Annotated in this window: 18 protein-coding genes and 2 tRNA genes; 8 read left to right on the top strand and 12 right to left on the bottom strand. The window is 60.1% G+C overall.

The window, feature by feature from the left end; all coding sequences use genetic code 11:
* Positions 1–55 precede the first annotated feature (55 nt).
* A complete protein-coding gene (locus ACSQ26_RS10140; RefSeq protein ID WP_436015189.1) occupies positions 56–847 on the bottom strand; it encodes an alpha/beta fold hydrolase in 792 nt (263 codons plus the stop codon).
* Positions 848–970: 123 nt separating this feature from the next.
* Between ACSQ26_RS10140 and ACSQ26_RS10135 the strand changes: the two genes are divergently transcribed.
* Together ACSQ26_RS10135 and ACSQ26_RS10130 are read left to right on the top strand one after the other, a co-directional pair.
* Entirely contained in the window at positions 971–1,216 is a 246-nt protein-coding gene (locus ACSQ26_RS10135) for a zinc-finger domain-containing protein (RefSeq protein ID WP_436008414.1), read from the top strand.
* A gap of 36 nt (positions 1,217–1,252) precedes the next feature.
* Positions 1,253–2,407: an FAD-dependent monooxygenase gene (locus ACSQ26_RS10130; protein WP_436008413.1), complete on the top strand. Its 1,155-nt coding sequence runs from the start codon at positions 1,253–1,255 to the stop codon at positions 2,405–2,407.
* A 16-nt stretch (positions 2,408–2,423) separates the two neighbouring features.
* Here ACSQ26_RS10130 and ACSQ26_RS10125 read toward each other — a convergent pair whose 3' ends face one another.
* Entirely contained in the window at positions 2,424–3,617 is a 1,194-nt protein-coding gene (locus ACSQ26_RS10125) for a cystathionine beta-lyase (RefSeq protein ID WP_436008412.1), read from the bottom strand.
* Positions 3,618–3,961: 344 nt separating this feature from the next.
* Between ACSQ26_RS10125 and ACSQ26_RS10120 the strand changes: the two genes are divergently transcribed.
* From ACSQ26_RS10120 to ACSQ26_RS10105, 4 genes are all read left to right on the top strand, one after another.
* Complete coding sequence (locus ACSQ26_RS10120; RefSeq protein WP_436008411.1) at positions 3,962–4,990, top strand: amino acid ABC transporter substrate-binding protein; 1,029 nt, start codon at positions 3,962–3,964, stop codon at positions 4,988–4,990.
* A gap of 100 nt (positions 4,991–5,090) precedes the next feature.
* Complete coding sequence (locus ACSQ26_RS10115; protein ID WP_436008410.1) at positions 5,091–6,308, top strand: amino acid ABC transporter permease; 1,218 nt, start codon at positions 5,091–5,093, stop codon at positions 6,306–6,308.
* A gap of 1 nt (position 6,309) precedes the next feature.
* Complete coding sequence (locus ACSQ26_RS10110) at positions 6,310–7,542, top strand: amino acid ABC transporter permease (RefSeq protein ID WP_436008409.1); 1,233 nt, start codon at positions 6,310–6,312, stop codon at positions 7,540–7,542.
* A 19-nt stretch (positions 7,543–7,561) separates the two neighbouring features.
* On the top strand, positions 7,562–8,332 hold the full coding sequence (locus tag ACSQ26_RS10105) for an amino acid ABC transporter ATP-binding protein (protein ID WP_258162112.1): 771 nt from the start codon (positions 7,562–7,564) through the stop codon (positions 8,330–8,332).
* A 79-nt stretch (positions 8,333–8,411) separates the two neighbouring features.
* Here ACSQ26_RS10105 and ACSQ26_RS10100 read toward each other — a convergent pair whose 3' ends face one another.
* The 7 genes from ACSQ26_RS10100 to ACSQ26_RS10070 all read right to left on the bottom strand — a co-directional run bounded on the left by ACSQ26_RS10100 (position 8,412) and on the right by ACSQ26_RS10070 (position 18,199).
* Positions 8,412–8,687, bottom strand: a complete 276-nt coding sequence (locus ACSQ26_RS10100) for a hypothetical protein (protein WP_436008408.1) — start codon at positions 8,685–8,687, stop codon at positions 8,412–8,414.
* Positions 8,688–8,729: 42 nt separating this feature from the next.
* Positions 8,730–10,571: a dihydroxy-acid dehydratase gene (gene ilvD / locus ACSQ26_RS10095; protein WP_436008407.1), complete on the bottom strand. Its 1,842-nt coding sequence runs from the start codon at positions 10,569–10,571 to the stop codon at positions 8,730–8,732.
* A gap of 170 nt (positions 10,572–10,741) precedes the next feature.
* A complete protein-coding gene (exoR, locus tag ACSQ26_RS10090) occupies positions 10,742–11,539 on the bottom strand; it encodes an exopolysaccharide production regulator ExoR (protein ID WP_436008406.1) in 798 nt (265 codons plus the stop codon).
* 404 nt (positions 11,540–11,943) lie between these two features.
* Entirely contained in the window at positions 11,944–14,772 is a 2,829-nt protein-coding gene (locus ACSQ26_RS10085; protein WP_436008405.1) for a valine--tRNA ligase, read from the bottom strand.
* A 118-nt stretch (positions 14,773–14,890) separates the two neighbouring features.
* Positions 14,891–15,664, bottom strand: coding sequence for a PopZ family protein (locus ACSQ26_RS10080; RefSeq protein ID WP_436008404.1), 774 nt, complete (start codon positions 15,662–15,664; stop codon positions 14,891–14,893).
* Between the two features lie 222 nt (positions 15,665–15,886).
* Positions 15,887–17,290 (bottom strand): TolC family outer membrane protein, encoded by a 1,404-nt coding sequence (locus ACSQ26_RS10075; protein WP_436008403.1) that lies wholly within the window; start codon positions 17,288–17,290, stop codon positions 15,887–15,889.
* A 258-nt stretch (positions 17,291–17,548) separates the two neighbouring features.
* A complete protein-coding gene (locus ACSQ26_RS10070) occupies positions 17,549–18,199 on the bottom strand; it encodes a protein-L-isoaspartate O-methyltransferase family protein (RefSeq protein ID WP_436015187.1) in 651 nt (216 codons plus the stop codon).
* A gap of 259 nt (positions 18,200–18,458) precedes the next feature.
* Between ACSQ26_RS10070 and ACSQ26_RS10065 the strand changes: the two genes are divergently transcribed.
* A complete protein-coding gene (locus tag ACSQ26_RS10065) occupies positions 18,459–18,761 on the top strand; it encodes a hypothetical protein (RefSeq protein ID WP_436008402.1) in 303 nt (100 codons plus the stop codon).
* A gap of 412 nt (positions 18,762–19,173) precedes the next feature.
* On the opposite strand, the gene ACSQ26_RS10060 is transcribed toward ACSQ26_RS10065, so the two are convergent.
* On the bottom strand, positions 19,174–20,100 hold the full coding sequence (locus tag ACSQ26_RS10060; protein ID WP_436008401.1) for a glycosyl hydrolase: 927 nt from the start codon (positions 20,098–20,100) through the stop codon (positions 19,174–19,176).
* Between the two features lie 837 nt (positions 20,101–20,937).
* On the opposite strand from ACSQ26_RS10060, the gene ACSQ26_RS10055 reads away from it, so the two are divergent.
* Positions 20,938–21,698 (top strand): IS5 family transposase gene (locus ACSQ26_RS10055; protein ID WP_436008400.1). Its coding sequence is split into 2 segments (ribosomal slippage): positions 20,938–21,265 and positions 21,265–21,698, totalling 762 coding nucleotides; the frame shifts between segments, so codons are not numbered across the junction.
* A gap of 631 nt (positions 21,699–22,329) precedes the next feature.
* On the opposite strand, the gene ACSQ26_RS10050 is transcribed toward ACSQ26_RS10055, so the two are convergent.
* Together ACSQ26_RS10050 and ACSQ26_RS10045 are read right to left on the bottom strand one after the other, a co-directional pair.
* Positions 22,330–22,403: transfer RNA gene (locus ACSQ26_RS10050), tRNA-Cys, on the bottom strand.
* Positions 22,404–22,694: 291 nt separating this feature from the next.
* A tRNA-Asn gene (locus ACSQ26_RS10045) sits at positions 22,695–22,769 on the bottom strand.
* Positions 22,770–22,792 lie beyond the last annotated feature (23 nt).

Below are 22,792 nucleotides of genomic sequence, written 5' to 3'. Positions count from 1 at the left end.
GCCGCTCTCCTTCATTCATGCCTGAGGTCCATCAGTATAATGTATGTCCGGCGCTTTAGGAATGGGCCGCGCCGATCTCCTGGTGGAAGTCCAGCACCGCCGCCTTGAACACACGGTCCCCGACCGCCAGCATGTGGTCGCGATTGGGAATATCCACCGCCCGCGCATCCGCAAGCAGATCCGCCAGGTCATGGGGGGAACCCGCTATATCGTCCTTCGTTCCGACGCCGATGAGAACCGGCTGCACGACATGCGCCAACTCCGCCTCGCTCACCAGCGCCCTGTTGGAGGAAATACAGGCCGCCAGCGCCTGCCGGTCGCTTTGAGTCTTGTCGGCAAAGGCGCGAAACATACGGCCGCGCTCGTGGCTGACGTCGTCCAAAGAAGGCGCAAGCAGGGCCTCGGCGATCGGGTCCCAATCCCCTGCCCCATGGACGAGCCCCATTCCCAAGCCGCCCAGCACCAGCGAGCGGACACGCTCGGAATGTTCGAGCGCCATGAAGGTCGAGATTCTCGCCCCCATCGAATAACCCATGACATCGGCACGCGCGATGCCGAGATGATCGAGCAGAGCAGCCGCGTCCGCCGCCATCAGCGACGGATGATAGGCGGCGGGATCATGCGGCTTGGAGCTTCCTCCATGGCCGCGATTGTCGATGGCGATCACCCGCCTGCCCGCTTGACCGAGAGTCTGCAGCCAGCCCGGCTGCACCCAGTTGACCACGGCCGAGGATGCGAATCCGTGGATAAGCAGCGTCGGCGGTCCGTCCTTGTGCCCGGCATCGAAATAGGAAAATTCGAGGCCATCGTGCGAGAATGTCGAGAAAACAGGGCTGTTGAGATGCATTTTGGCGATCGTCTCCCGCATGTCAGTTATGCACCGATCTCATGAGACGGGCGCGTTTTGTCTCTACACTTTTGCTATGAACCACACTATGTTGCGGCACAACAAATATGGTCGGAGACTTGCATGGCCGGACACAGCATCCCACATTTCCAGAACGATGGCGGATATAAGACGATCGCGATCGGGGTCAAGGAATTCATGTGCACCGGTGCGTCGATTCCCTTCGATCATCCGCATATCTTCATCGACATGGGCGATGACAATGAGAATGTCTGTTCTTATTGCTCGACGCTCTACACGTATAACCCCGCTTTGAAAGCCAACCAGTCCGATCCGGCTGGCTGTGTCTTCGTTGATCGCGCCGCGTAGTTGCGCGAAGGCCCGGATGGGCCAAGGACAGAACAAATGAAATCCGTTGCTATTATGGGCGCCGGCGTTGCCGGCCTTGTGAGCGCGCTCGCCTTTGCGCGCAAGGGTGTCCGGTCCGTGATTCTCGAGCGTGCCTCAGCACTCCAGGAAGTCGGCGCAGGCCTGCAGCTGTCGCCCAATGCCACCTATGTGCTCGGCCAGCTCGGTCTGTCGGATGAACTCTCCGGCCTGTGGCGCGAACCCGACAATATCTGTCTGGTCTCCGGCCAGACGCTCGCCCCGATCACCTCGATCGCCACAAAGAGCCTGGCGCGCGAACGCTGGGGCGCACCCTATGCCTCGATCCATCGCGCCACCCTGCAAAAGGTGCTGATCGAGCGCGTCAAGGCCGAGCCGCTGATTTCGCTCAATCTCGATGTTGAAGCGCAGAACGAGAGCGAAATCCACGAACTGATCGGCGAGACTCCGGACCTCACGATCGGCGCCGATGGCGTCTGGTCGAAGTTCCGCCAGTTCGTGCCGCAGGCCGGCGCGCCGGAATTCTCAGGCATGGTCGCCTGGCGCTTCATCATTCCCGAGCGCGATGCGCCGTCTTTCCTCAATCCGCGCAATGTCACCGCCTTTGTCGGTCCGCGCGCCCATATCGTCGCCTATCCCTTGAAGGATGCCGGCGCGTTCAACGTCGTGGCGCTCTCGACCGGCCGTAACCCCGGCGAGACCTGGGCGGCCGATTGCAATCCGACCTTCCGCTCGGAAATGACATCGCAGTTCTGCAACTGGCACCGCGATATCCGCACGCTTCTGTCCTATGCGCCGAAGCCCACCTGGTGGCCGCTGTTCGGTGTCTCGAACGGCCGATGGACCGATGGCCAGAGCCGCATCCTGATCGGCGACGCCGCCCATGCCATGACCCCGTTTGCGGCGCAGGGTGCGGCGATGGCGATCGAGGATGCCTATGAACTCGCCGGCGTCTCGACCGGAAATGCGGCACTTTCCGATGCGCTGCTGTTCTTCGAGCGCAATCGCCAGCATCGCGTGTCGCGCGTCCGCTCGCGCGGCGCCTTCAACAAGTTCGCCTACCATGCCCGTGGGCCCGTACGCGTCGCCCGCGACTTCGTGCTGAAGATCCGCAAGCCGGAACACGTCGCGGCCGACCTCGATTGGCTCTACGGCTACAAGGCCCAGGGATAAGGACTGAGCGAATCGCTCAGCCTGCTGCCCTCGCCGCTGCAAGTCCACCCTCGATATCGCGCTTGAGGTCGACGACGTCCTCGAGCCCGATCTGCAGCCGGATCACCGGTCCGCCTTCGGGCGCCTTGGCGATCTTGCGGTCGCTGAGATTGGGCATGACGGCGAGGCTTTCATAGCCGCCCCAGGAATAGCCGAGCCCGAAGAATTTCAAGGCATCGAGGAAGGCAAAAGCGCGCGTCTTGTATTTCTCGGGATCGCTCTCCTTCAACACGATGGAAAACAGGCCGGACGCGCCCTTGAAGTCGCGCTTCCAGATTTCGTAACCTTCAAAGCTCGGCAGTGCCGGATGCAGCACCTTGGCGACATCCTCATGGCCTTCCAGCCACTGAGCCAGCGCCAGCGCGCTTTCCTGGTGCCGCTCCAGCCGCAATCCCATCGTCCTGAGCCCACGCAGGATCTGATAGCTGTCATCGGGCGATGCACAGACGCCGAGGGTGATATTGGCCTCGCGCAACTGGTCCCAGTGCTGGGCATTGGCCGAAACCGTGCCGAACAGCACGTCCGAATGGCCCGACGGATATTTGGTCGCCGCATGCATCGAAACGTCGGCGCCGAAATCGAGCGGCTTGAAATAGATCGGCGTCGCCCAGGTGTTGTCCATCATGACGACCGCGCCGCCGGCATGGGCCGCGTCGGCGATCGCCCGGATGTCCTGCATCTCGAACGTGTTCGAGCCGGGCGCCTCGGTGTGCACGATAGAGGTGTTCGGTCGCATCAGCTTGCTAATGCCTGCGCCGATCAGCGGGTCGTAATATTCGGTCTCGACGCCGAGCCGCTTCAAGATCGTGTCGCAGAAATTCCGCGTCGGATGATAGACAGAATCAACGACCAGCACATGGTCGCCGGCTTTGGCGAAGCCGAGGAACGGCACAGTCACGGCCGCAAGGCCCGATGGCACCAGGATCGTACCGGCAGAGCCTTCAAGTTCGTCGATCGCCTCGGCCAGCGCGTCGGTGGTCGGCGTTCCGCGCGTGCCATAGGTGTATTTCTGCGCCCGCTTGTCCATCGTCGCGGCATCCGGAAACAGCACCGTGGAGGCATGCACCACCGGCGGGTTGACGAAGCCATGGTAGTCGCGCGGATTGTAGCCGCCATGGGTCAGCCGAGTGTTAATGCCGAGTTCGCCGGCATCCTTCTTGTCATTGATCATGTGTGATGTCCGTATCGTGTAGCGGGTGAGAGCGCATTCTTAATGCCGCTTTGATCGCAAACGCAAATTCTGATTTGTCACAGGGACACGAAATCCGCCAGGCGCGCAAAATTATTCGCCAAAATGCTTCATTTGGCAGCGCAGTCTTGCCGGTTTTTTCGCATTTCAGGTGTTCCCCGCAAATTTTTTGGCAAAGTCGAAGGTTGGTCTTGACTAACGAGCTTTTTGATACTGTCTTAAGCATTCGTCCAGGCCGGCAGGGAAACCGGCTCGGCGCCTGACGTTCCGAAGGGGGATCGGCGGGGAACGACAACGACAACAAATCTCGAAAAAGGTTGGAGAAAATGACAAGCAAGCTTCTGACCGGTGCCATTGGCGCCGCAATCATTGCCATCGGCGCGTCCGCGGCGCATGCCGGCACGCTCGATGACGTCAAGGCGAAGGGCTTCGTGCAGTGCGGCGTCAACGGTTCGAACCTCGCAGGTTTCGGCGCCCAGGATGCGTCCGGCAACTGGTCCGGTCTCGACGTGGATCTCTGCAAAGCCGTCGCGGCCGCCGTGTTCGGCGATGCCACCAAGGTCAAGTACACGCCGCTCTCGGCCAAGGACCGTTTCCCGGCGCTGCAGTCCGGCGAAATCGACATGCTTGCGCGCAACACGACCTGGAGCGCCAGCCGCGACAGCCAGCTCGGCTTCGATTTCCGCGCCATCAACTATTTTGACGGCCAGGGCTTCATGGCGAAGAAGGAACTCGGCGTGAAGTCGGCTCTCGAACTCAACGGCGCATCCGTCTGCGTTCAGTCGGGCACGACCACCGAACTCAACCTCGCCGATTATTTCCGCGCCAACAAGATGGAATTCAAGCCTGTCGTGTTCGAAGCGCAGGATGAAGCCGACGCCGCTTATAACGCGGGCCGTTGCGACGTCTATACGACGGATGCCTCGGGCCTCTATTCGATCCGCCTGAAGATGGCCAACCCGGACGACCACGTGGTTCTGCCGGAAATCATCTCCAAGGAGCCGCTCGGACCGGCCGTTCGCCAGAACGACTCCAAGTGGTTCGACGTGGTGTCCTATGCGCATTTTGCCATGGTGACCGCCGAAGAAATGGGCATCACCCAGGCCAATGTCGAGGAAATGAAGAAGTCGGAAAATCCTGACATCAAGCGCTTCCTCGGTGAAGAAGCCGACTCCACCATCGGTGCCGACCTCGGTCTGCCGAAGGATTGGGCCGTGCAGATCGTCAAGGCTGTCGGTAACTACGGCGAATCCTTCGAGCGCAATGTCGGCGCCGGCTCGCCACTCAAGATCCAGCGCGGCCTGAATGCTCTTTGGAGCAAGGGTGGCCTGCAATACGCACCGCCGATCCGCTAAGACGCGATCGACCGGGGTTTCGGGAAGGCGGGGTGACCCGCCTTCCCTTTCCGGAAAAAACACCCGGCAAAAAGGGTGACGGAACAACAGGGGAATTTTGATGGCTGTAACCGACGCCCGATTGCGGGGCGGCGATGCTGAACCAAAGGTATCGCTACTGTATAACCCGGCTCTCAGGAGCTACGCCTATCAGGCGATCACGATCATCGTCATCGTCTGGGCCGTCTGGTATGCATGGACCAACGCGGCCGCCAACCTTGCCCGCGCTAATATGCAGGCGGGCTTCGGCTTCCTCAACAGCCGCGCCGGTTTCGACATCGCCCAGACCCTCATCAGCTATTCAAGCGATTCGACCTATTTCAGGGCCCTGGAAGTCGGCCTGCTCAACACCTTGGTGATCGCCTTCTTCGGCGTCATCACCGCGACGATCGTTGGCCTCATGATCGGCATCGGGCGTCTCTCGCCCAACTGGCTCATCGCACGGCTTTGCACCGTCTATGTCGAGATTTTCCGCAACATTCCGCCGCTGCTCGTCATCTTCTTCTGGTATCTCGGCGTGCTGGCGCTGCTGCCGACCATCCGCAGCATCCTGCAGAACATCAAGACCAATCCCGATGCCGCCGGCATCTTCTACATCTCCAACCGCGGCATCTACATGCCGGCGCCAGTTTTCGGCGAAGGTTTCGGCCTCGTCGTCGCGGCTTTCATCCTTGGCGTCGTCCTGGCCATCGTATTCACCATCTGGGCCAACCGGGAGCAATTGAGAACCGGCAAGCGCCCGCCCGTGCTGATCGTCAATCTAGCCCTCATCATCGGCCTGCCACTCCTGGTCTTCCTCGTACTCGGCATGCCGATGACGTTCGACTATGCCACCCCCGGCGGTTTCAACATGAGCGGCGGCATGGTCATCGGTCCGGAATTCCTGGCCCTTTATCTGGCACTCTCGCTTTATACCGCGTCCTTTATCGCCGAGATCGTGCGCGCCGGCATCCGCGGCGTGTCCAAGGGTCAGTCGGAAGCCGCCTACGCGCTCGGCATCCGGGCGGGACTGACCACGCGGCTCGTCGTGCTGCCTCAGGCACTCCGGATCATCATTCCGCCGCTGACCTCGCAATATCTCAACCTGATCAAGAACTCCTCGCTCGCGGTCGCCGTCGGCTATGCCGATCTGGTCGCGGTCGGTGGTACGATCCTCAACCAGTCGGGCAAGTCGATCGAGATCATCTCGATCTGGATGCTCATCTATGTCTCGATCAGCCTGATCACCTCGCTGTTCATGAACTGGTTCAACGCCAAAATGGCACTGGTGGAGCGCTGAGATGACCGACATTTCCTACGTCCGCCACGAATTCGTCCCGCCCGAAAAGGCACCGCTCTCCGATTCCACGGTCATCGGCTGGGCACGCAAGAACCTCTTTGCGTCGGTGACCGACTCCATCATGACGCTCGCGGCAATCGCCGTCCTTCTCTATTTCCTCCCTGGCCTCATCAACTGGCTGTTCGTTTCGGCGGTTTGGACCGGCACCGATCGCACGGCCTGCCTCACCACCGTGCAAGGCGGTGCGCTGCCGGAGGGCTGGAGCGGCGCCTGCTGGGCCTATGTCGGAAACCGCTTCCTGCAGTTCATGTTCGGCTCCTATCCGCGCGACCAGCTCTGGCGTCCGCTCCTGGTGGTCGCAATGTTTGTCGGATTGCTGATCCCGTTCCTGATGCCGAAGGTGCCGCGCAAGGGGCTCAATGCCCTGCTCCTGCTCGTCGCGCTGCCCATCGTCTCCTTCGTGCTCCTGCTCGGCGGGCTGTACCGATTCATTTATATCGACTTTTCAATCCCCCTCTACTTCTTCTCCATACCAGTCTATCTGAATATCCCACTGTTCAGCTTCGAGCTTCGCCACGTCGAGACCTCGCTCTGGGGCGGGCTGATGGTGACGCTCATCATCTCCTATGTCGGCATCGCGATATCGCTGCCCTTCGGCATTCTGCTGGCACTCGGGCGGCGTTCGCAGATGCCGATCCTCAAGACGGTCTGCGTCGTCTTCATCGAACTGATCCGCGGTGTGCCGCTGATCACCGTCCTCTTCATGGCGAGCGTGCTGCTGCCGCTCTTCCTGACGCCGGGCACCCATTTCGACAAGTTCCTGCGGGCGCTGGTCGGCGTGTCGATCTTCGCCTCGGCCTACATGGCCGAAGTGATCCGCGGCGGTCTGCAGGCGATCCCGAAGGGACAGTACGAGGCAGCCGACGCGGTTGGCCTTGGCTACCGGACGAAGATGGCCTTCGTCATCCTGCCGCAGGCGATCAAGCTGGTCATTCCCGGCATCGTCAACACCTTCATCGGCATGTTCAAGGACACGTCGCTCGTCACCATTATCTCGATGTACGACCTGCTCGGCATCGTGAAGGCGAGCTTCGGTGACTCCGGCTGGCAGACGCCTGTGACACCACTTACCGGCCTGATCTTCGCGGGCTTCACATTCTGGATCTTCTGCTTCGGCATGTCGCGCTATTCCGCCTTCATAGAGCGGCGCCTCGACACCGGCCACAAGCGATAACAATAAAAAGGAAAACAACATGGCTGACGCCGCACAGAAATTGACCGTTTCCAGCACCGATGTGGCGGTGGAAATGAACAGCATGAACAAGTGGTACGGCGAGTTCCACGTGCTCCGCGACATCAACCTCAAGGTCATGAAGGGCGAACGCATCGTCATTGCCGGACCGTCGGGCTCAGGCAAATCGACGATGATCCGCTGCATCAACCGCCTCGAGGAGCATCAGAAGGGCTCGATCGTCGTCGACGGCATCGAACTGACCAACGACCTCAAGAAGATCGACGAAGTGCGCCGCGAAGTCGGCATGGTGTTCCAGCACTTCAACCTCTTCCCGCATCTGACGATCCTGGAAAACTGCACGCTGGCACCGATCTGGGTCCGCAAGATGCCGAAGAAGCAGGCCGAGGAAATCGCCATGCATTTCCTCACCCGCGTCAAGATCCCGGAACAGGCGAAGAAATATCCCGGCCAGCTCTCCGGCGGCCAGCAGCAGCGCGTCGCAATCGCCCGTGCGCTCTGCATGCGCCCGAAGATCATGCTGTTCGACGAGCCCACCTCGGCGCTCGATCCGGAAATGGTCAAGGAAGTGCTCGACACCATGGTGGGCCTCGCCGAAGAAGGCATGACCATGCTCTGCGTGACCCACGAAATGGGCTTCGCCCGCCAGGTCGCCAACCGGGTGATCTTCATGGACCAGGGCCAGATCGTCGAGCAGAACGATCCGATCAGTTTCTTCGACAATCCGCAGCACGAGCGGACCAAGCTGTTCCTCAGCCAGATCCTCCACTGAGAGAAAGCAGCGGATCGTCATCGATCCCGATAAAAGAGGGCGCGGAACGATGGCTCCGCGCCCTTCTCGTTAGCCGAAACTAGGGTTTAATCTTTCCCGACGCCAAATGCTTCTGCCGCCTTTTGCGCGCCTCACGATAGACGGCAAGAGAATATCCGGTTGCCGCCAGTACCATCATCGGAACACAAAGGAAGGCGCCCACAATGAAGAGGCCTGACTTGGGCTGATCGGCGTTCAAATAAAAGAAGTTGAACATCAAAAAACAGGGTAGAACGACCACCAGCAGAAAGCCAGCCTTGTCCGATCCGGAACTATATCTCCAGATCGTGGTGGCTATTCGTAGCAACATTACCATCAGTCTCCAATGGCGCAGATGTCGACCTGTGGAGTCGGAGCGCTACTTGAAGGCATTCAAATCCCTGACCGCGCCACGGTCGGCACTTGTCGCGAAGGCAGCATAGGCCTTGAGTGCCGTCGTCACATTGCGCTTGCGCGGTGCGGCCGGCTTCCAGCCGAGTGCGTTCTGCTCCTCGCGGCGTTCGGCAAGCGTCGCCTCGTCGACACGCAGGGAGATCGTGCGGTTGGGGATGTCGATGTCGATCATGTCGCCCTCGCGCACCAGCCCGATCGTGCCGCCATTCGCCGCTTCCGGCGAGGCGTGGCCGATCGACAGGCCCGACGTGCCGCCGGAGAAGCGGCCATCGGTGATCAGCGCGCAGGCCTTGCCCAGGCCGCGGCTCTTGAGATAGCTGGTCGGATAGAGCATTTCCTGCATGCCCGGTCCGCCCTTGGGACCTTCATAGCGGATGACCACCACGTCGCCCTCGACCACATCGTTGTTGAGGATGCCCTTGACCGCCGCGTCCTGGCTCTCGAACACCTTGGCAGGCCCTGAGAATTTCAGGATGCTTTCATCCACGCCCGCCGTCTTGACGATGCAGCCGTTCACCGCGAGGTTGCCCTTGAGCACCGCCAGGCCGCCGTCCTTGGAGAACGGATGCTGCGCGTCGCGGATGACGCCCTTTTCGCGATCGAGGTCGAGGTCTTCCCAGCGCGCTTCCTGGCTGAAGGCGACCTGGGTCGGCACGCCGCCGGGCGCCGCGCTGAACAGCTTGAGCGCCGCCGGATTGTCAGTCACCGCGATATCCCATTGCGCCAGAGCATCGCCAAGGGTCTTTGCATGCACGGTCGGCAGGTCGGCATTGATCAGGCCGGCGCGATTGAGTTCGCCGAGGATCGCCATGATACCGCCGGCGCGGTGGACGTCTTCCATATGCACATCGCTCTTGGCCGGCGCGACCTTGGAAAGGCACGGCACCCGCCGGGATAGCTGATCGATATCGTCCATGGTGAAATCGATCTCGCCCTCATGCGCGGCGGCGAGAATGTGCAGCACCGTATTGGTCGAGCCACCCATCGCGATATCGAGCGCCATGGCGTTCTCGAAGGCGCCCTTGCTGGCAATATTGCGCGGCAGAGCAGTCTCGTCGTCGCCCTCGTAGTAGCGCTTGCAAAGATCGACGGCAGTGCGGCCCGCCTGCAGGAACAGTTCCCTGCGGTCGGCATGGGTGGCGAGCGTCGAGCCGTTGCCCGGCAGCGAGAGACCAAGGGCTTCGGTAAGGCAGTTCATCGAGTTGGCGGTGAACATGCCCGAGCATGAACCGCAAGTCGGACAGGCCGAACGCTCGATGACATTGACGTCCTCGTCGCTGATCTGGTCGTCTGCGGCGGCCACCATGGCATCGACCAGGTCGAGTGCCACCTTCTTGCCATGCATCACCACCTTGCCGGCCTCCATCGGCCCGCCCGAAACGAAGACGGCCGGGATATTCAGGCGCAACGCCGCCATCAGCATGCCGGGAGTGATCTTGTCGCAATTGGAAATGCAGACCATGGCATCGGCGCAGTGCGCGTTGACCATATATTCGACGCTGTCGGCAATCAGTTCGCGCGACGGCAGCGAATAGAGCATGCCGTCATGGCCCATGGCGATGCCGTCATCGACGGCGATCGTGTTGAATTCCTTGGCGACACCGCCTGACGCCTCGATCTCGCGCGCCACCAGTTGGCCGAGATCCTTCAAATGCACGTGACCCGGCACGAACTGGGTGAACGAGTTGACCACGGCAATGATCGGCTTGCCGAAATCGCTGTCCTTCATGCCGGTGGCGCGCCACAATCCGCGCGCGCCGGCCATGTTGCGGCCATGGGTGGTGGTTCTCGAGCGATAAGCAGGCATGGTCGTTTCCTCGGATATGACCGGATTATCCCCGGTTTTCAGTCGTGGTAACGCAAATGGGCAATTGTGTCACTATCATCAAGGCCCGATCCGGTACGGCTGCCGATGTTACCACAAATGCAAATCGCCGGCACATGGCCGGCGACGCGAAATCACAAATGTTGGATCGATCAATCCGCGCCCTTGCGAATATCGGCCGAAAGCGCCAGCGCCGTGCGGCGCTCGTCTTCGCTGACCAGCGAAAAGGCCTGTTCCTGCATCTGCTGCAGCCAGTCGCGGTCGCGCGGCTCACACGTGTCGAGGGCCGCCGTCATATAGGCGAGGCCGCGCACCGTCTGCCCCTCTTCGAAGAGCACGTTGCCGAACACGCCCATGGCGCCGACATGGCCTTCACGACGGGCATGGTTCAGCCACTTCTTGGCCTGGCGGATATTGACCTCGCCGCCCTCGCCCGAGAGCAGCATTTTGGCGAGCCGAAACTGCGCCTCGGCATTGCCGAAGGCGGATGCCGCCTGGAAATAGAGCTGCCTGGCCTGGCTGAGATCGGGCGAAACCGGGCTTTCCGGTATACCGCGCGAATAATAGTCGGCCAGCGCCATCAGCGCGTTGACGAAAAAGCCCGTATCGTTCGAGCCGGGCTCGACGCCCTGGGTCGCAATCTCGGAATAGATCTTGAAGGCTTCGAAATCGTTCTTCACCACGCCGTCGCCGTCGGCATACATGGTGGCGAGCGCCCACCGCGAACCAGTGTGCCCCTTTTCGGCGGCGTAGCGATAGGCCTCGACGGCCTCCTGCTTGTTACCCTCGCGATAGGCCTTGAAGCCCAGCTTGAACAGGTCGAACGGGCCGCGCTCCTTGGAAACACTGGCATTCGGGTCGAGCGCCAACGCACTTCCGGCGGCGCTCAGCACGATCAGCGCTGCGCCCAGTACCATCCCACTCAATCTGTTCAACGCAAGATTCGGCATATACTCGGTATCTTTCAAAGGGGAAGGAGACTGCCTTCCCGCGCAGCATGCCATTCTCGTCAGTTCCCTGGGAAAGTGCGGTCAGGCGTGCCGTCTTCGGGGAGAGCTTCCACTCCTCCGAACTCCGATTTAACGACTGGCGATTTCCCAAGCAGATCCGTTCATTCTGTCCTTGACGCAACGACGCGATAAATCCGTCACGTTCTCATGCAGCAATCGCTGCGCCTGTTTTGTGGCAGGAAATGGACCAACTTTCCACACATCCCGCACGGCCCAAATAATAACGGAAAATGTGTTGCCAAATCGTCACAAGAGCAAAAACGGCCGCTGAAATGCAAAAGCCGGGGCAAAATGCCCCGGCCAAGGATAGATTTATAAGAAAGTCCCGATATTTGCGGGATGTTTCAAATCTCGGAAATGCGCTTCAGAGCGATCTCCAGATTGGCCTTTTCGCGCTCGAGATCGGCCAGACGCTCGCGTTCAGCCTCCACCACTTCGGGCTTGGCATTGGCAACAAATTTTTCGTTGCCGAGCTTGCCGTTGATGCGGTCGATTTCGGCTTGCGCCTTGCCGAGGCCCTTTTCGAGCCGGCTCTGCTCAGCGTTGAGATCGATCAGCGAACCGAGCGGCAGGCACGCCGTCGCCTCGCCGATGACGATCTGCGCCGCGCCCTTGGGTGCCGTCTCGGCAAAGCTGATCGCTTCCACACGAGCCAGCCGCTTGATGGCACCGTCTTGGCGCTCGGCACGCGACCGCGTGATGTCGCTTGCTCCGACGATCACCAGCGGCGCGGTGGCGGCCGGGGGTACGTTCATCTCGGCGCGCGCCGAACGGATTCCGGTGACGACCTCGATCAGCCAGTTGATCTCGTCGGCGGCTGCCTTGTCGGCAAAGCCCGGCTTCGGCCAGTCGGCGTGGCAGAGCAGTTTCGACCGAGACGATGTGTGCTCCCAGAGCTCCTCCGTCATGAACGGCATGAACGGATGCAGCAGCTTGTAGGTCTCGTCGAGCACGTAGGCCGCACAGGCCTGCGCTTCGGCCTTGGCGGCCTCGTCGTCGCCCATGAAGATCGGCTTCAGAAGTTCGAGATACCAGTCGCAGAACTGGTTCCAGACGAAGCGATAAAGCGCACCCGCCGCCTCGTTGAAACGGAACTGCTCGATTCCCGTGGTGACCGCGCCAACGGTTTCCGCAAGTTCCGTCAGGATCCAGCGATTGACCGTGAGCTTCGCATTCTCGGGCTGGAAGGCCGGATCGTGCTTGACACCGTTCATGTCGGCAAAGCGCGTCGCGTTCCAGAGCTTGGTGCCGAAATTGCGGTAGCCGGCTATGCGCGCCGGATCGAGCTTCACGTCCCTGCCCTGCGCTGCCATGATCGCCAGCGTGAAGCGCAGCGCATCGGCGCCGTATTCGTCGATCAGTTCCAGTGGGTCGATGACATTGCCCTTGGACTTCGACATCTTCTGCCCGTTCTTGTCGCGCACCAGGGCATGGACATAGACGGTATGGAAAGGCTCGATCGGCACGCCGGCGCCGTCTTTCATCAAGTGCAGGCCCATCATCATCATGCGGGCGACCCAGAAGAAGATGATGTCGAAGCCGGTCACCAGCACGTCGGTCTGGTAATAGCGGGCAAGCTCCGGCGTCTTGTCCGGCCAGCCGAGCGTCGAGAACGGCCAGAGCGCCGACGAGAACCACGTATCGAGCACGTCCTCGTCACGGGTCAAAATCTGATCAGGCTTCATGTTTTCGAGGAGATCCTCGACCAGGGCCTTCATCGGGCCTTCATGGCTGAGGTAATGCTGGATGGCAGCGTGGAGCGCCTCCTCCTCCGTCTTTTCGACGAAGACGGTCCCATCCGGGCCGTACCAGGCCGGAATCTGGTGACCCCACCAGAGCTGCCGCGACACGCACCAGGGCTGGATGTTCTCCATCCATTCGAAATAGGTCTTTTCCCAGTTCTTCGGCACGAAATTGGTCCGGCCCTCGCGGACCGATTCGATCGCGGGCTTGGCCAGCGTCGCGGCATCGACATACCATTGCTCGGTCAGGCGCGGCTCGATCGGCACGCCGCCACGGTCGCCATGCGGTACCGTATGCGTATGCGGCTCGACCTTGTCGAGCAGGCCCCATTCCTCGAACAGCGCGACGATGGTCTTGCGCGCGGCGAAACGATCGGTGCCATCGACCGCCTTGATCAGGCTGGAAAGCGCGTCGGTCTGCGGCAGGCCTTCGAGGAATTCCTCGTTCTCGTCGAGCGTAACCCTGCCATCGACGGTCAGGATATTGACCATCCGGAGCCCGGTGCGCTTGCCGACATCGAAGTCGTTGAAATCATGCGCCGGCGTCATCTTCACCGCGCCGGTACCGGCATCGGGGTCGGGATATTCGTCGGCGACAATAGGTATGCGGCGACCAACGCCCGGCAGGATCACATGCTTGCCGATCAGCGACTGGTAGCGCGTGTCCTCGGGATTGACGGCAACGCCGGTATCACCGAGATAGGTCTCCGGCCGCGTCGTGGCGACGACCAGATAGTCGCGCGTTTCGGTGACCGAGGTCTGCGTCTCTTCATTGTAGGCGACGGGATGTTCATAGGTGACACCCGGCTCGAGCGGATAGCGCAGGTGCCAGAGATTGCCCTTGACCTCGATCTGCTCGACCTCGAGGTCCGAGATCGCGGTCAAGAGCTTCGGGTCCCAGTTGACCAGCCTCTTGTCCTTGTAGATCAGGCCTTCCTTATAAAGCTGTACGAAGACATCCAGCACCGCTTCGGAAAGTCCCTCGTCCATGGTGAAGCGCTCGCGCGACCAGTCGCAGGAGGCGCCCAGGCGCTTGAGCTGGTTGAAGATGATGCCGCCGGATTCGTCCTTCCACTGCCAGACACGCTCGACGAAGGCCTCGCGGCCCATGTCGCGGCGCGACGGCTGCTGGCGCTCCATCAGCTGCCGCTCGACGACCATCTGGGTGGCGATGCCGGCATGGTCCATGCCGGGCTGCCAAAGCACGTCCTTGCCACGCATCCGCTCGAAGCGGATCATGATGTCCTGCAGCGTGTTGTTGAGCGCGTGGCCCATATGCAGCGAGCCGGTCACGTTCGGCGGCGGGATCACGATGCAGAATGTTTCCGCGCCGGGCTTGGCATTGACGCCGGCAGCGAACGCGCGCGCATCCTCCCATTGCTTGGCGATCCGGGGTTCGATGGCGGCGGAATCGTAGGTTTTATCGAGCATCTGACATTACCACTCACTGAAATTTTGCTGCTTTCCGTAATCGCTTGCGGGTTTGGAAGTCAATGCGGAACGAAAAAAAGCCGCCTCGCGGCGGCTCTTCGAAGCCATGTCGGGAATTTCAGCGCCGCGGGCCGCGCGCCACGCGTTCGATTTCCTCGCGCACCAGCCGCTCCACCAGGGTCGGCAGGTTGTCGTCCAGCCAATCCTGAAGCATGGGGCGCAGCAGGTCCTCGGCGATCTCGTCGAACGACCGGCGTTCCGCACTGTCGACCGCTGCGGCCAGATCCTGGAACGCGCGCGCGACCTGCTGGCCGGTGCCCGCAGAGATCAGGCTCGGTGCCGCGATCATCTCCTCCACCACATCAGGCGCCGGCATCAGGTCCTCGCCGATTTCCAGATGCTCTTCCGTCACTGGAACGACCCAGGCCGGTTCCTGCACGAGCTCCGGTTCGACCACGGCACTCGCGCCGCCGACCAGCGTCATGCGGTTTGTCATGAGGGGGCTCGTGGCCTCCTCCACCGGCTCGGCCGGCTTCGGCGTCCGCTCGCGAAGGCCGGGATTGCGTTCGGATGCTGCGCGTACACGCGCGGCGACATCGGCGAGCGACAGTGATTTCTGCGGCTGGGCGGCTGGTTGTTCCAGAGCGTGCAATGGCGCTTCGAGCGTCGGCTCTTGCAGGCGGTCCTCGTACGTCTCGCGCGCCAGCCTGGCATCCGCTTCCTGCTGTTGCGCGAAAATCTCGTCGACCGTCAGCGGCACTTCTTCCGTATCGTCATTCGCGGCGTCACCGGAAAAGCCTTCCGGTTCAGCCATTCCGGTCGCGAGGCCCGGCTGGGGAACCGGGTCATTGCTCTCGATGATCCGGCGTATCGATGCCAGGATCTCGTCCATGGAAGGTTCACGCACTACATTTGGCTGAGCCATAGTCTTCCCCGCATTACCGCATTCTTTTCAAGCCGCCCGTCTGACCCGCGCGGACAACTTACGTCATCGCCCGGACGGAAAAAACGGCCGCGAATCAAATTCCGACCATGATGCACAGATTTATCGGCAAGATGAATCCCCGAAATGAGCGGGGCGATGTGTCACGATGACTCGGGGGAGCGTCTGGCCTCAGCGGCCATCCACGGTGCGCAGCCCAAACCAGGCGTCCTTGACCTTGTTGTAATGGACTTCCGGCTTGTATTCGGTGACCTGCAGGTTCTGGGTTTCCACCGTGAGCCGTCCCATCGAGGCGAGGATGGAAAAGCTTGCCACGACCGCGTCGCGATGGGCGACGGCCAGGCTTTCCTTGGCGTTGAGCACCACGGCCTGCGCGGTCAGCACGTCGAGCTGCGTCGCCTGCCCGGCCGCCCGCTCCTCGATAACCCCCGCCAATGCGTCGTTTGCAGCCTTGAGCTGCCTGTTGTTGGCGTCGATGATGGCGATCGCCGCGTCATATTGCGCCATGGCCGAGACGATGGTCTGCTGCACTTCCAACCGGGCCGAATCGAGCATGATCCGCTGCTGGCCGAGCCGCTCCTTGGCCTGCCGGATCTGTCCATACTCTGCTCCGCCCTGGTAAAGCGGCACGTTGAGACGGGCGGTGATCGACGATGTATTGTAGTTGGAAAGCGAGTTCACGCCCTCCGTGCCTTCCGTGCTCTGTATCTGGCCCTGGACGACAACGCCGGGAAGCATGGCACCCTCCGCCGATTTCACCTGGAAGCCGGCCGCGTCGATCGCATGCATGGTGGAGAGGATCGAAGGATGCTCGCGCCAGCCGGTTGCAACCGCCGTATCGATATTCTTGGGCAGGAGTTTGCTCACCGGCTTTGCCTGTCGCACGTCTTTCGGCGCATCGCCGACGATCTGTACATAGACCGCCTCGCTCTGCTTGAGTTGGGATATGGCAGCGGCAACCAGCGCCTGGGCTCGAGCAAGATCGGCTTCGGCGAGGCTGACATCCGTCGTGGTGCCGTCGCCGAGATCGAGACGGACCTTGGCGGCACTGACCTGCTCGCGAAGAAAGGCAATATTCTGCTTACGGAAGACGATAATCTGCTGGTCGCGGCCGATATTGGCATAGGCTTCGGCGGCGGAAAGCAGGATCTGGATCTCGCGTGCTCGAAGTGACGCGCGCTCGGAAAACACAGTGGACTCCGCCGCGCGGACATTGTTCAACGTTTGAAAACCATCGAAAATCTGTTGGGTGATGGTCAGGCCGCGCTGGTGAGTCGTGGCTTTGATACGGTCTGTCACCACGCCTGCAGGATTTTCGAGGCTCGGAGGCTCGATTTGAAACGTCGCGCCGCTATTGTCGTACCAGGTCTGGGTATTCTGCGCGAAAGCCGAGATCTGCGGCCGCCAGCCCGCCTTGGCGATCGTCACGCCTTCATCGGTGGCACGCAGCCCGGCGCGTGCGGCGTTGAGATCGGGATTGTTGTCATAAGCCTTGGCCATGGCGTCGAAAATCGTATCGGCCGCTACCGGCGCCGCAAGCAACACCGGCACCACGAACGCGGCAAGAAACGCCATTCTCAACTTCAGCACTACTTATCACCCTGCCTTCGGCATCATGCCGTCCGTCCGCGGGCTTGGACCCGTCTTGGTTCTGCCGAATCAATCAGCGCCGCGCCCTGGCCCGAAAGCACGGCTAGTCGATCGTCTGTCGCGCGGAATATGACTGCCGACAGCGATCCGGGCAATCGCCAATAACGCCGCGACGGGCGAATGAAAAGCCTCGTTGCGGATCAGCAACAATTTTAGATAATCAAAATATACGTTTCGGGCGGCTCAGAACAGGAATTCCGCGACCTTCTCGAAGCCCGGCAGCATCCGCACCGAGGCGTTGAAGGCAAAGCGTTCCGAATGGCTGTTGCCCTCGCGCACGAAGATGTGCGTGCCGGACGACTGGCCGCGCCCGACGACGGCGACCAGCCTGCCGCCCTGCTTGAGTTGGGAAAACAATACCTCGGGAATCGTCTCGACCCCACCGTTGACCAGGATCACATCGTAGGGCGCCTTGGCGGAACAGCCGGCCGCGAGATCGCCCTCGACAACAGTCGCATTGGAAAGCCCCATCGCATCCAGATTGGCCTTCGCCTGCGCCGCGAGCCCTGCGTCGCTTTCCAGCCCCACGACCGATCCGGCAACATGCGCCAGCAGCGCCGTCGCGTAGCCCGTGCCGGCGCCGAGATCGAGCACATGGTCGGTGGGCTGGATTTCGAGGAGCTGCAGCATCTTAGCAAGCGGCGAAGGCGCCATCATGTAGCGGCCCGGTGCGATTTCGATGTCATTGTCGATATAGGCGACGGGCTTCAGGCGCTCGGCCACGAAGTCTTCGCGCCTGACCGCGATGAAGGCATTCAGGATCGGATGGTTGGTGACGTCGGTCGTCCGGATCTGGCCATCGACCATCTTCATGCGGAGCGCTGCATAATCCATTGTCGTCGCCATGCCGGGGGCCTTCTCGATAGAATTCTATGATCCGGTCATAATTGGCCGCTGACCGGCTTTCAAGCGGCAAAACGCAGCAGCGGGAAATTAGGACGAGCATCATGAGACGATGGGAAGAAGCGAGGCGCCCTCGCGCGGAATTGGTATCCGTTTCCAAATAGCCAGCTCATAAGCTGCATATTCATGCTACATTCACTTAGAAGCATATACGCTCGCTGAGCGCATGCACCAGGGACGGAGAGTTCCAATGAAGAAATTCTTAATGGTCAGCGTCGCGGCCATATTTGCAGCGACCTCGTTTGCCCCCGTAGCGGAAGCAGGACATCGTGGATGGAAGTGGCGCAATGGTGGCCATCATCATGGCTGGAACCATCGCGGCTGGCGCGGTCATCGTTACGCCTATCGTCATGGCCGCTACTATGGCCGTTATCACGGGCGCCGCTACGGCAGATACTGGGGACCGGGAGTCATTGTCATCGCACCGGGCTATTACGGTGGGTACAACGACGGCTATTACTATGATGAGCAACCCCGTGAAAGTGGACGATAGAGAGCGCTGAACTGCGCCCTCGTTCGCTTGACGCCATGCCTGGGAGTGCTTGGCGCTGGCGTAGTCTGCTGTCGCGCGCCCACCGCCAAGGCGTCATAGAAAGGCGCTAGGCGCCCTGCCCGCAAACTTATCTGATGGCGTTTTCCGAGCTAAATCGAGTGGAGGCCTCGCCCGGAATTGGGTGATCGAACGTTGCCAATCTCTTAGGTCCGTCGCTGCCACACCCTCGCTTTCTGGCGAGATGAAATAACCCGCAACAAAATACTTTGCGAATGATTCCAGCGGTGCTCGCTTTTATCTCTCGCCTCCGCTCTTAGAATGTCCGTGCTCCGAAGTTACTCAGAATTTCAAAATGATAGCAGCCCGAACGTGCGACCTGATGTGAACATGGAGGACTGTTGATCGGGGCGATTTACATCGTCAAGTCCTGGAACACGTGACCCACCGCTGTGAGGTTGCCGGCGGCATCGATGAGTTCGGTGTTGATGTTGAAGTTCCAGCCGTCGGCGGCCTCATAGGCGCCGAACCAGGCATGACGCTTCACGAACTTCAGATCATCCATCATCTGGATCGCTTCGGCAGCAAAATCGGCTGCTTCGTCGGCCGTGAACCGGTCCCGATCCGACCAATCGACCAGAGCCCATTCGGTCACCCATACAGGCTTGTGATATTCCTGCCTTACGTCCCTAAGGAAGGATTTGAAATCCGCAACGCTGCCGTCGTCGGAATAGTAATGCACAGCGACAAAATCTACCTGATAATCTTTGCGATCCGCCTTATCCATGAACCTGCCAAGCCATGAATCGTCACCGAGCGTCTCTGTCTGCGTGCAAGCCGGGGAGCCGAGCTCTAGGTTTTTGTCCATCAGCTTTGGCCAAAGCTTAAGCGCCTCTCCGACGCTGAGATTGGACTGACCCGCATTGTCTGGCTCGTTGAATCCAAGCAGATAGCCGGACGGCGCGCTGGCAAGCCGCTCGAAGTTGGCAGTCGCGATTTCATCCCTGCCCCAGATCATCGGTACGAAACGCTCATCATTCCTGCCAGCCCCACCGGCCGACCAGAGACGATGGTGACCCCAGTTTGTGTACCAGCTGAAATCGAACTGCCTGAGATCGGATAACGCTGTGCCTAGCCCGTCGAGGTCCCAGGTACCGATACCGATCTTCCCCGGGTGTTCCACGAGATCTGGATTCGGCCTGGCTGCGGATTTGTTCTGCGACGTTGGCACAGCAGCAGAGTTGAAAATGAACTCATCATCTTCAGCCGTCCCGTCCAAAATATCCAAGCCTGTTCCCCGATGTGCATTCCTATGACGACCGTCGATATTGATCTCAAACATTAGAGCCCCTGAATAAACGAGGTCGCTTTGCCAGTACTGAACCCCCCTGTCAAGGCGACACTTTCACCCTAGCCGGTGCGGCCCAAAGAGACGGCTTGGTCTTAAATTGCTGTTCAACGTTATGTTGAATTAGTTAAAGACTCAACATAGGATTGATTTTTCCCGTTGCTCTGTCATAGTGGCTTGCTTATCAAGGAAGGCTATGCCCGAGAGCAAATGATCAGCGGATCGCTGCGCCTGACAGCTGCTCGCCTCCTCGGGCAAACGCTCCAGGAGAGGCATGGGGACAACGAACTAGAGAACGGCATCCAGCGGATGGAGCAGGTCTGCGAGGAGCTCCGGAAGAGACGAGCCGACGAAGCGCGGCAAGCAAGAGCCGCGACGAACCCGAAAGCTAAACCGAAGTCAAAGAAGCCCGCAGGAAAACCCAAGAAAACGCTGGAGGAGTGGTAGGAAGTTGTGCGCATGTGACACAGCGCACGCGGGAGTCAGCCGCTTGCATTTGTGAGCTCAATGGAGCCATGCTGGTCGAGATGGCTCAAGGGTGAAGAAGTTTACCGTGCTTTGGATATCGATTCTTTGTGGCGCGGCTTCGGCAGGCGCTTGGCTTGCTTCTGCACTGGTGACACCCGTTATTACAGCTTCGTACTCGGACGGCCCACCGGCCCCTCTAGTACGGCGTATGAAACTGGGTTCAGGCCTTAACGCTCTCGGTGCAATTTTGGCATCTATCTCGATCGCGGCCCAGACCTATTTGACGACGATCTAGGTCGTGTGGACTCTTGGGATTCCCAAGGCTGAGCAAATCAGATTCAAGACTGTCTTTTGGAGGCAGTCATGGGTGTATTGGACCGGTTGATCCTTCGGGACGAGCAGTGGGAGCGGATATCGCCGCACATCATTGGTGACGATCGCACGCGCGGTTCGTCCGGTCGCGACAATCGTATGTTCGTGGAAGCAGTGCTTTGGATCGTGCGCACCGGCTCACCCTGGCGTGACCTGCCGGAGGTGTTCGGCGAGTGGAACAGTGTCTTCCGCCGCTTCAGCCGCTGGAGCGAGAAGGGCATCTGGTGGCGCATGTTTGCGGCGATGTCCGATGATCCGGACTTCGAGTATCTGATCGTCGATTCCACCATCATCCGCGCTCATCAGCACGCCGCCGGCGCAAAAAGGGGGCTGAAGATCAAGCCCTTGGCCGCTCTCGCGGCGGACTGAGCACCAAAATCCACATGGCGGTGCGTGGTCTCGGCTGCCCGGTCCGCTTCACACTGACCGCCGGCCAGAAAGGCGATGCGCCACAAGCCGATGTCCTGATCGAGGGCCTGCCTGCCGATATCGTCATGGCCGACACCGCCTATGACAGCGACCGTCTGCGCGACGCCATCGCGGACAAAGGCGCTGTGGCGGTGATCCCCAACAATCCCTCCCGTGCTCAGAAATACCCGCTCGACAAGGACCTCTATGCCCAGCGCCACCTCATTGAATGCTGCTTCTCCAAGCTCAAGCACTTCCGCAGGGTCGCGACACGTTTCGAGAAAACCGCACGAAACTACCTAGCCGTCGTCACAATCGCAGCTATCGTACTATGGATCAGGTAAGTGTCCACACGACCTAAAGCGTCACACCGATCGTGCCAAGCACAATGAGGAATGTCCCCACACAGTATGATCCTCTGAAGAGAAATTGATTGACCTGCTCACTGAGTGTTACGCCCTTATTCGATTGGATATCCCAACCCCGCACAGTCAGCGTAGCCCACAAAATCAACACGGTGCCTATAACTACGAAAGACGCAGCGGGTCGGACTGGGGGCGTCCAAATGATTGTAAGTAGCAGCGCTGCGAAACATGAACCAAAGCAGATCAAGAACGACCACCACATCGCACTGCGCAATGTACGAAGCCTAGCACCTGGCGATTCGTCCGATCGCCCGAGCCGATTGACAATCTGGTGATGCTCCTCCTCGGCGCGGATAAATGAGGAAGGCGCAAATATCGACTGAAGGGCGTGACCCAGTAATGGAAAAAAACCGATATCGGCCTCCGGATAATCCGTCATTCAATCCTCCCGCAAATGCCATGTTGCATATCATGTCGCGTGGATTTGCCGTGGTCAATTTGTAACCGCTGGAAACCTCGGTAAACTCATTGCAACACGAATGCGACATGGCGGGCAAATAAGCGCCCTGCCCGGTCGTGATATCTAATTGATTTTGCTGTGAAATTCGGATGGAGGCCTCGCCCGGAATCGAACCGGGATGCAAGGATTTGCAGTCCTCTGCGTAACCACTCCGCCACGAGGCCTCATCTCGAAAACGGATAAGCCAGAAAGCTTAATTCTCCGTTGTCTGCCGGACGCTTCTTAGGGCGCCCTTGCGGAATGGCCGGGCTTCTAACAGGAAGGTTTGAGCTCCGCAAGACGATTTTGGAATCTTTGTAAAGTGGGACGGAACAGGAGGAGCGAGCATGAAAGAAAAAGCACTCCAGTGTGGTTAGCCTCTGGCAACAGCACAAAAACAAAACCCCTCCAGTGCGCATTCGCATCTGAAGGGGTATGAGATAAGGACCGATCCGATATCCAGATTGTCCTGAATTTGGCTCCCCGGGCCGGATTCGAACCGGCGACCTGTCGATTAACAGTCGAATGCTCTACCGCTGAGCTACCAGGGAATGTCTGCGTTGCCGCAGCGTTG

The organism is Rhizobium sp. LjRoot254, from assembly GCF_964254105.1.
Classification (GTDB): domain Bacteria; phylum Pseudomonadota; class Alphaproteobacteria; order Rhizobiales; family Rhizobiaceae; genus Rhizobium_E.
This window is presented reverse-complemented; position numbering and strand designations above follow the sequence as displayed.

Coding starts and splice junctions, on each gene's coding strand:
- ACSQ26_RS10140 (WP_436015189.1), bottom strand. CDS start 847: ATGCATCTCAACAGCCCTGTTTTCTCGACATTCTCGCACGATGGCCTC.
- ACSQ26_RS10135 (WP_436008414.1), top strand. CDS start 971: ATGGCCGGACACAGCATCCCACATTTCCAGAACGATGGCGGATATAAG.
- ACSQ26_RS10130 (WP_436008413.1), top strand. CDS start 1,253: ATGAAATCCGTTGCTATTATGGGCGCCGGCGTTGCCGGCCTTGTGAGC.
- ACSQ26_RS10125 (WP_436008412.1), bottom strand. CDS start 3,617: ATGATCAATGACAAGAAGGATGCCGGCGAACTCGGCATTAACACTCGG.
- ACSQ26_RS10120 (WP_436008411.1), top strand. CDS start 3,962: ATGACAAGCAAGCTTCTGACCGGTGCCATTGGCGCCGCAATCATTGCC.
- ACSQ26_RS10115 (WP_436008410.1), top strand. CDS start 5,091: ATGGCTGTAACCGACGCCCGATTGCGGGGCGGCGATGCTGAACCAAAG.
- ACSQ26_RS10110 (WP_436008409.1), top strand. CDS start 6,310: ATGACCGACATTTCCTACGTCCGCCACGAATTCGTCCCGCCCGAAAAG.
- ACSQ26_RS10105 (WP_258162112.1), top strand. CDS start 7,562: ATGGCTGACGCCGCACAGAAATTGACCGTTTCCAGCACCGATGTGGCG.
- ACSQ26_RS10100 (WP_436008408.1), bottom strand. CDS start 8,687: ATGGTAATGTTGCTACGAATAGCCACCACGATCTGGAGATATAGTTCC.
- ilvD (WP_436008407.1), bottom strand. CDS start 10,571: ATGCCTGCTTATCGCTCGAGAACCACCACCCATGGCCGCAACATGGCC.
- exoR (WP_436008406.1), bottom strand. CDS start 11,539: ATGCCGAATCTTGCGTTGAACAGATTGAGTGGGATGGTACTGGGCGCA.
- ACSQ26_RS10085 (WP_436008405.1), bottom strand. CDS start 14,772: ATGCTCGATAAAACCTACGATTCCGCCGCCATCGAACCCCGGATCGCC.
- ACSQ26_RS10080 (WP_436008404.1), bottom strand. CDS start 15,664: ATGGACGAGATCCTGGCATCGATACGCCGGATCATCGAGAGCAATGAC.
- ACSQ26_RS10075 (WP_436008403.1), bottom strand. CDS start 17,290: ATGGCGTTTCTTGCCGCGTTCGTGGTGCCGGTGTTGCTTGCGGCGCCG.
- ACSQ26_RS10070 (WP_436015187.1), bottom strand. CDS start 18,199: ATGGATTATGCAGCGCTCCGCATGAAGATGGTCGATGGCCAGATCCGG.
- ACSQ26_RS10065 (WP_436008402.1), top strand. CDS start 18,459: ATGAAGAAATTCTTAATGGTCAGCGTCGCGGCCATATTTGCAGCGACC.
- ACSQ26_RS10060 (WP_436008401.1), bottom strand. CDS start 20,100: ATGTTTGAGATCAATATCGACGGTCGTCATAGGAATGCACATCGGGGA.